The organism is Brotonthovivens ammoniilytica, assembly GCF_025566885.1.
Taxonomy (GTDB): domain Bacteria; phylum Bacillota; class Clostridia; order Lachnospirales; family Lachnospiraceae; genus Brotonthovivens; species Brotonthovivens ammoniilytica.
In genome coordinates, this window is the sequence record NZ_JAOQJQ010000011.1 from 1 (window position 1) to 8,365 (window position 8,365).

At 40.7% G+C, this 8,365-nt stretch carries 8 protein-coding genes; 2 read left to right on the plus strand and 6 right to left on the minus strand.

The genetic code is table 11. The features are described from left to right. The first annotated feature begins 182 nt into the window (after window positions 1-182). Complete coding sequence (locus OCV88_RS15885; RefSeq protein ID WP_158426423.1) at window positions 183-866, plus strand: D-lyxose/D-mannose family sugar isomerase; 684 nt, start codon at window positions 183-185, stop codon at window positions 864-866. 16 nt (window positions 867-882) lie between these two features. Beyond that, a complete protein-coding gene (locus OCV88_RS15890; protein ID WP_158426424.1) occupies window positions 883-1,755 on the plus strand; it encodes an aldose 1-epimerase family protein in 873 nt (290 codons plus the stop codon). Between the two features lie 113 nt (window positions 1,756-1,868). On the opposite strand, the gene OCV88_RS15895 is transcribed toward OCV88_RS15890, so the two are convergent. The 6 genes from OCV88_RS15895 to OCV88_RS15920 all read right to left on the minus strand — a co-directional run bounded on the left by OCV88_RS15895 (window position 1,869) and on the right by OCV88_RS15920 (window position 8,142). After that, window positions 1,869-2,723, minus strand: a complete 855-nt coding sequence (locus OCV88_RS15895; protein ID WP_158426425.1) for a class II fructose-bisphosphate aldolase — start codon at window positions 2,721-2,723, stop codon at window positions 1,869-1,871. 26 nt (window positions 2,724-2,749) lie between these two features. Continuing rightward, window positions 2,750-3,958 (minus strand): ADP-dependent glucokinase/phosphofructokinase, encoded by a 1,209-nt coding sequence (locus OCV88_RS15900; protein ID WP_158426426.1) that lies wholly within the window; start codon window positions 3,956-3,958, stop codon window positions 2,750-2,752. A gap of 80 nt (window positions 3,959-4,038) precedes the next feature. Continuing rightward, window positions 4,039-4,899 carry a ketose-bisphosphate aldolase gene (locus tag OCV88_RS15905; protein ID WP_158426427.1) on the minus strand — a complete coding sequence of 287 codons (861 nt, stop codon included), beginning with the start codon at window positions 4,897-4,899 and terminating at the stop codon, window positions 4,039-4,041. Between the two features lie 46 nt (window positions 4,900-4,945). After that, a complete protein-coding gene (locus OCV88_RS15910) occupies window positions 4,946-5,782 on the minus strand; it encodes a carbohydrate ABC transporter permease (protein ID WP_158426428.1) in 837 nt (278 codons plus the stop codon). Window positions 5,783-5,785: 3 nt separating this feature from the next. Next, window positions 5,786-6,667, minus strand: a complete 882-nt coding sequence (locus OCV88_RS15915; RefSeq protein ID WP_262591507.1) for a carbohydrate ABC transporter permease — start codon at window positions 6,665-6,667, stop codon at window positions 5,786-5,788. A 173-nt stretch (window positions 6,668-6,840) separates the two neighbouring features. Then, window positions 6,841-8,142 carry an ABC transporter substrate-binding protein gene (locus OCV88_RS15920; RefSeq protein WP_158426429.1) on the minus strand — a complete coding sequence of 434 codons (1,302 nt, stop codon included), beginning with the start codon at window positions 8,140-8,142 and terminating at the stop codon, window positions 6,841-6,843. Between the last annotated feature and the right edge of the window lie 223 nt (window positions 8,143-8,365).

Here is an 8,365-nt window from a genome sequence, read left to right on the forward strand (position 1 = left end):
CCCCCGCCTCTCTTTTTACACTTTTCTTCACTCTCTCTTCTTTCACCTACTGCTTTTCTTCTTATTCACTTCTCTTTTCTTAGTTCGCCTGCAAATTGACAACTCTTTCTTCTTATTTTATTATAGTCTCAGGAGACTAATCAGCTAAATCTAAAAACTGCTATATAATAGGGAGGAAAACAATGAAACGTTCAGAAATTAACGCAGCAATCAAGGAAATGGAAACAATGATCAAAAAACACGGTTTTGAAATTCCGCCTTTCTGTAACTGGACCCCACAGGATTGGGAAAATAAAAACCATGAATATGATGAAATCAGAGAAAATATGCTTGGATGGGATATCACTGACTATGGTTTAAACAATTTCGCTAAAACAGGTTTTTCTCTGATTACTATTCGAAACGGTAATCAGCAGTTAAAAGACAAATACATTAAACCATATGCTGAAAAGCTTCTGATGGTCAGAGACGGCCAGCACGCTCCTATGCACTTTCATTTTTATAAGATGGAAGACATTATCAACAGAGGCGGCGGCAACATTCTAATAACCGTTTATAATTCAACCAAAGACGGTGAGTTTGCAGATACCGATGTAAAAGTGACAAAGGACGGCCGTACTTATTATGTGCCTGCCGGCACTGCTGTAAAACTAGAACCTGGTGAGAGTATTACCATCTACCCATATATGTATCATGATTTCAATGTAGAGCCCGGCAGCGGTGATGTACTTTTAGGGGAAGTATCCATGTGCAACGATGATAACACAGACAACCGTTTTTACGAACCAATAGGACGTTTTCCTGAAATAGAAGAGGATGAACCTGCATACCGGCTGCTTTGCAACGAATACCCACAGGCTAAATAATCAGGAGGATTCATAAATGGAATATACAATAAAAGACAATGATTTGTCTGTGATCATTTCCAGCCACGGCGCTGAAATGCAGTCTGTCAGCTTCCAGGGAAGAGAATATCTGTGGCAGGGTGATGAGGCATACTGGACTGAGCATTCACCTGTACTGTTTCCCTTTGTGGGACGTTTCACAGATGGACACTATACCCTTGAAGGTAAACGTTACCCCATGTCAATTCATGGTTTTGCAAAACTATCAGATTTTGATGTTATAGAAAAATCTGATAACAGTATTACGCTTCAAATGACAGATACCCCGGCAACATTTGAAAAGTACCCCTTTCATTTTATATTTAATGTAACCTATACCATAAAGGACCAGCAAATTTTTGTTTCTTATCATGTTCAGAATCTTTCAGACCAAACCATGTATTTTGGAATCGGCGGTCATCCGGGATTCAACGTACCATTGGAAAACGGATTAGCCTTTCAGGATTATTACCTGGAGTTTCCACTGGCCCATACGCCTGCAAAAGTCGGACATACAGAAACCTGCTTCTTAAGCGGAATTGATACCGACTATCCGCTAGAAAATGGGAACAAAATACCTCTGATACATTCTATGTTCGATCAAGATGCCATTGTTTTAAAAAATGTATGTGACTGTGTTACTCTAAAATCCGATAAAAGTGAACACTCTGTCACACTTTGTTATCCTGATCTTCCGTATCTGGGATTATGGCACGCCCCAAAAACGGAAGCTCCATATATTTGTATCGAACCATGGTCCTCCCTTCCTTCTAGACAGGATATTGTGGAAGAATTTAAATACAAAAATGATTTAATCCGTTTAAAACAGGATGCATCCTATCAAAACGATTGGAAAATCATAATCACTTAGTATAATAACATGTTTCTAAAATTACACAAAAAGGTCTGCCCACTGGGAAAATACACCAATGGGCAGACCTTTATATTTTTAATATGATAAGGGTTATCCCTCAAAACAGCTTTCTAAAAGTGACACAGCGTTTTCATTCGTTCTTCTAAATATGGCTGCAGCTTAGCCTGAACATATGCAGGCATATTGATAATTTTGACTGGATCTTTATTATCTGCATTTTCTTTAGAAAAATCAGCAACTGCACTGTAATATTTACCCAAAAATTCTGTTCCAAGATTAAACTTATTAATTCCTTTGGAAAATGCCGTCAGCAGCTGGTCATCCGGTATCCCGCTGCCTCCATGAAGCACAAGCGGCACGTCTGTAGCCGCATGAATTTCCTCCAGGCGCGCAATATCAAGATGAGGTGTTTCTTTATACTCACCATGGGCATTTCCAATAGAAACTGCCAGGGAATTAACACCCGTTTCTTTGCAGAACTTTTCTGCTGCGTCTGCCTTTGTATATAAATCCTCATTATGATTGTCGGAATCTGATGCAAGGCCTACATGCCCGATTTCGCCCTCAACGCAGACTCCTAACTCATGCGCTTTTAATACTACCTGTTTTGTCAGTTCAATATTTTTATCCAAATCATTCATTGAGCCATCCATCATCACAGACTCAAACCCTGCATTTATAGTTGTCATAATATTATTATAAGTATAGTCATGATCTGCATGAAGCCCAATGGGAACCTTTACTTCATTTGCCAGTTCTTTTACCATAGCAGCAAACTTCCTGAATCCTGTTGTATGCTGAACTGTAACATGCTCCGGATATAACATAACAATAGCAGGCGTATTAGCCGCCTCGGCCGCATATACTACTGATCTGGCCATTACATAATCCATACAGATAAATGCAATTACTGACGTATTACTTTCCTTCGCCATTTTTAAAATATTTTCCACTTTCTCGTACATATGTATCTCCTTTTTCTTTTCACTAATTATTTTCTGTTTTCTACTAATAATCCCGGCAGGAGTCCACCTGCAAAAGAATCACCCAGACCTACAACTGTCGGATGTTTTACATTACTTAAATCTTTGCATGGCAGACAGCATATCTTATCTCCAAGTATCTCTTTTAGCTTTTCGCAAAATGCTGCACTGTCAGCCCTCCCCGGCATCAATGCTGTTTCCCGATAATCTTCCGCAGTAAACTGGTCTCCCTTGCGAAAACGTGTAGATGCCGTTGTTATTCCGCCCTCCAAAGAGCGATACATAATCCCGGCCTTTTCACCGTATGCAAGCGCCCAGACCGCTGAATGGACTAATATTGTCTTTATCCCGGATTTTTTATATACATACTCGATTGCTTTGACAACAGCCCCCGGATCAAGAAGATCAATCCGCTCTCCTATATATTCCTGAAGTTCATCTTCATTCATACTAAGAATATCCGTTACCGGCGCCAGCTCCCGATGTACATAATAACGAAACTCTTTTTTCACATAACATCCGTCTTCCATAACCGTTACTGCATGCTCCGGGAGACTTTCCCACAATTTTTTTGTTTTAGCTACACGATCCTCTAAAATTTTGGATTCCAGAATTTCACTAAAGCACCCCAGCAAAAATACTTCAGCATCCGTAATCATTTTTCCAAATTCCTCCGGCAGAACCGGAATATTTAAGCTGTCAACATCGCGGGATACCATAACTCTGTTTTCTCTCGGGGTCACAAAATCAATATCATTAGCGCAGATCCGCACTCCTTTTCGGCACTGCAGCACAACGTGGGGGTAAATATCATCATGATCTTTCGGCACACCAGGCAAAACGCGGACACGGGATGGCATCAGCCGTTTTACATGCTCATTATAACAGCTTGTCTGCAGTACACTTCCATAACCCAGCCCATCCAGGATAATAGCCGCACGTGTCGCAGTTCCTCCAAGAGTTATGCTATACTTAAAATGATTTGCAAAGTCCACACAGGCCTCAGAAGTATCCGGTACCATTTCACCGCCGATACCTTCTTTCAGATGCGCCAGGCATGCAATCCAGACCGCACGTTCTGTATCTACATGTATGTCTGTCTGCAGTTCATCTGCACATATATTAAATGCCCGAATCTGCTCCTCTACCACCTGTGTATCCCACACTAATTCATAATCCACACATGTGTGGAATCCTAGTGCTATCTTCTCACCCATCCGTCATCTCCTTCAGTGTAATTTTATCTTTACCGCCTGCAAAGGCGCGCAATACAATACTGCGCGCCTTTTATGTAGAATTAATAAAGTGAAGCCTTTCCATCGGCCTGGAACAGCTCAATTTTCTGATAAGCAACCGCTTTCATTGCTTCCACACATGGCGGCTGAATCTGATTTGGCTCACGAAGAGATGCATCTTTTAATACTTCTCTCATTTTGTCATAATATGCCACTTTAATATCACTGGAAATATTAATTTTATTTACACCATGCTCTACAGATTTTGCAATCTCAGAGTCTTTATTTGAAGATCCTCCATGAAGTACAAGTGGAGCATCCACAATTTTCTTAATATCATCCAGAATATCAATACGCAGCTCTGGTTTTTTATCTTTTGGATAAATTCCATGACAGGTTCCGATGGCAATTGCCAGACAGTCGATACCCGTCTTCTCAATAAAATCTTTTGCCTGCTCTGGATCTGTATACAATATTTCATCAGGAGCAGTTGTCTCTACAGAATCTGTATTACCGATGGTCCCCAGTTCACCTTCCACAGAAACATTTACTGCATGTGCAGCCTCACAAACCTTTTGACAGGTAGCGATATTCCCTTCATATGGCTGGCTTGAGGCATCAATCATAACAGAGGTAAATCCCGCCTGAATTGCTGTAATTACCTGTTCAAATGTAGCTCCATGATCCAGATGAACTACCGCCGGAACCGGTGACTTATTTATTCTGTCAATAATACCTTTTACCATTTCTGTTGAAGTATGGCTTAATTCATCCGGATGTATCGCAATGATCACAGGAGCATTTTTCTCCTCGGATGCTTCCATAATACCATTGAACATATTGTAGTCACTGATATTAAAAGCAGGTACCGCAAAGTTGTGTTTGTTAGCTACAGCAAGTAAATCTTTCATGTTCATTAACATAATAAACATCTCCTTTTTGAATAAAACTTATTATTTGTGACTTCCATTAACCCTTTACACCACCGGAAGACATCCCGGCAATAAAGTATTTCTGGAAAAAAATAAACAGAACCAGTACAGGGAGCGAACCAAGCACACTCATAGCCATCATCTGACTCCAGTCATATGCATGCTGTCCCATTAAAAGATTGATACCGATAGGCACGGTTCTCATATTTGTGGTCTGGGTCAATGTCAATGCAAACAAATATTCATTCCATGCCTGCATAAATGTATACATTCCCACAGAGACCATACCCGGAAGTGATATTGGCACCAATATGGACCATAATGCCTTCCAGCGGGAACCACCGTCAATCATAACTGCCTCATCCAGTTCCCGGGACAGCGTATTCAGATATCCGGTCATCATTAAAATACAATATGGCAATGTTGTGATCAGGTATGTCAGGATCAATGCAAAATAAGTATTGAACAGTCTCATGGATACAATCATACCCATATATGGAATCAATAATACAATTGGCGGGATTGCCTGTACACTTACAACAAGTGAGTTAAAAATTGCTTTTCCAGGAAAGTCAAAACGGCTGAACGCATAAGCTGCAAGAATGCCTACAAACAAGGTTGCCGCGACCACACATGCCGCTATAATATAACTATTAACAAAAAAACGTATTTTTGAAGGATCTGTCAAAACCGCCAGATAAGATGACAGACTGGCTGTCTCGTCAAAGAACTTGGGCGGCCATGCAAAAATTGCCGAATTGGATTTCAGCGATGAACATACCATCCACAGAACCGGAAATCCGGCAAATACACCGCCAAGCACCAAAAGAATCGACAGGATAATTTTAACGGGCTTTTTATAACTTCCAACCATATACTAATCCCTCGCTTTCTTTTGCTGTCTTACATAGAATATTGCGATAATAACACATACAATCAGCAGCACAACTGCTGTTGTTGCAGCCATACTGTAGTCTGCTTTACGGAATGCAAGTTTATATATGTATACACTCAACATCTCCGTGGAATTTACCGGACCTCCGGCCGTCAGCATCCACACAACATTGAAAGACTGCAATGTCCAGATAAAATCCAGCATCGCAATACTGATTAAAATTGGCTTCAGCTGGGGAATTGTAATATGAAGGAAACTTTTTGCTCCTGTAGCTCCATCTAGAGCTGCACTTTCATATAAGTCTCCGGATATTCCCTGCAGACCTGCCAGAATACTGATCATATAAAATGGATATCCACACCAGATATTGATAAAACAGATTACCGCCAGTGCAATACTCTGATCACTGAGCCATTCTGTATTCTGCGACACCTGTGGCAGGAAAGACAAAACAGCATTCACAATACCCGATGGCTGCAGCATTAATTTCCACAAAATAGCAATTACAGAGGCTGTAAATACCCACGGAAGGACATAAATAACGCGGGCAACTGTTTTTGTACGTGTTTTAAAATATCTGGAGTTCAAAAGCATTGCAAATATCATACCAATAACAAGGTGCGCCACGACACTGACAATAACAAATACAATTGTATGACTAACGGCTCCCCAGAACTCCTGATCCGCAAATAATGTTTTATAATTTTCCCAGCCAACAAAGGTCGGATCCGGTGAAACAATGGCTTTGTCTACAAAGGAATATCCAATAACCATACAAATAGGCACCACCAGGAACACAACCATCAGAATCAATGTTGGTGCAAGATATCTATATGGAGTTGTTTTCGTTCCAATTGATTTCAAAATTTTACCCCTCCTTAAAGAAGGTGTGTTTCTTCCTTAAATAATAGAAACACCTTTTCCTTATAACTTTCATCAGAGAATTTCCCGTCTCTGATCAAATAAAAACGGGGGCGGGTCAAAAGACCCTGACCCCCACTTTCACAGCTACATTTTCATTTGCTATTAATTAGTTACTATTTTGTTGCTTCATCAAGATATCCCTGCCAGTTTTTCAGCATAGCATCGGCATCAAGACTTCCGTCTAAATATTTCACAACATCATTTGTCATATTTGTCATAACGTCAGTTGCATTTGGCAGACCAATAAATTCATTAATTACATAATTTTCTTTGTACAGTTCATAAAAATCCTGGAACTGCTGTGGAGCAGAGCTGTAATCCGGCTGTGCTACTGTACTGTTCGGGAATGCAGACTGTGTCTGAGCCAAACCTGCAGATACAGAGCCGTCTTTTCCGTCTTTTCCGCCAAGCAGATAGTTTACAAATTTAGCTGCTGCTTCTTTGTTCTCACAGTTTTCAGAGATACCTACTGCCCATGATGCATAACAGATACCGCTTTTACCTTCATATCCGTCTTTTACAGGCACTGTTGTTGCCTGGAAATTTACATCTTTAAATGTTCCCATTGTGGCTGCTGACGCCAGTGTAAATGCACAGTTTCCTGCTGCAAAGTTACTTGTCATTGCAGCTTCTTCCAATGTATTTGCGCCAGGATACAGACAACCATTATCGTTTAATGTCTTAAAGAATTCAGCTAAAGAAACAAGATCTTCGCTTCCTTCCACTTTATAAGCTCCACTGTCATCTTTCAGAGCCATACCAGACGCCCAGCCGGTTCCCATATATACATTCTGAATACCATTGGGGTTCTCTGTTCCAAGATTCAGAGCAAATGCAGATTTTCCTGCTGCTTTAATCTTCTTGCATGCTTCAATCATTTCTGACCATGTTTTCGGGATCTCTTTTACACCTGCTTCTTCCAGGATGTCCATATTTACATACATCGGATATGCAAAATTCAATACAGGCACAACATAGCTTGTATCTCCTACTTTCCATGTGTCTGTTGCAAGATTTGCATCAACACCTGCCGCTGTTAAATCTGTGAGTATTCCCATATCTGTAAACTCTGACAACCATGCGCCATCAACACTTACGATATCTGCAACAGTTTTGTTTGCCGCACCGCTGACAATCTGTTCTTTTGTGTTCGCCCATGGCGCACTCAGCAGTTCTACTGTAATACCTGTGTCTTCTTTAAACTGTGCACAGATATCTTCAAGATAACCTTCCGGAAGTTCCACTCCCCACCACTGCTGGAATTTCAGTGTTACATCGCTGGCTGCGGCTTTATCAGAATTTGCTGAACTCTGGTTCGCATCATCCTTTTTGTCTCCGCAGGCTACGAGACCTACCGCCATGGCTCCTACTAATCCTACGGCCAGGCCTCTTTTCATGAGTGTGCTTAATTTCATGTCTTTTCCTCCTTTAAAACATTATATATCAGCCTCACACGGAATCTCCCTCCTTCTTCCACAACCCCTTCGTGAAATTGACGGATTCTTTTCCCTTTTCTGTGTGGAAACTGTACTAATTTGCTTCCTTACAAATACGAAAAAGTCAATACATTTCCGGAAACGCAGCCGCTTTTTTATCGTTTTTCACAAAATGAAACCTTATTTTTTCGTGAAATAAAAT

What these genes read in the sequence shown, in the direction of transcription:
- OCV88_RS15885 (WP_158426423.1), top strand. Translation starts at nt 183, where the DNA reads ATGAAACGTTCAGAAATTAACGCAGCAATCAAGGAAATGGAAACAATG.
- OCV88_RS15920 (WP_158426429.1), bottom strand. Translation starts at nt 8,142, where the DNA reads ATGAAATTAAGCACACTCATGAAAAGAGGCCTGGCCGTAGGATTAGTA.
- OCV88_RS15910 (WP_158426428.1), bottom strand. Translation starts at nt 5,782, where the DNA reads ATGGTTGGAAGTTATAAAAAGCCCGTTAAAATTATCCTGTCGATTCTT.
- OCV88_RS15905 (WP_158426427.1), bottom strand. Translation starts at nt 4,899, where the DNA reads ATGTTAATGAACATGAAAGATTTACTTGCTGTAGCTAACAAACACAAC.
- OCV88_RS15895 (WP_158426425.1), bottom strand. Translation starts at nt 2,723, where the DNA reads ATGTACGAGAAAGTGGAAAATATTTTAAAAATGGCGAAGGAAAGTAAT.
- OCV88_RS15890 (WP_158426424.1), top strand. Translation starts at nt 883, where the DNA reads ATGGAATATACAATAAAAGACAATGATTTGTCTGTGATCATTTCCAGC.
- OCV88_RS15900 (WP_158426426.1), bottom strand. Translation starts at nt 3,958, where the DNA reads ATGGGTGAGAAGATAGCACTAGGATTCCACACATGTGTGGATTATGAA.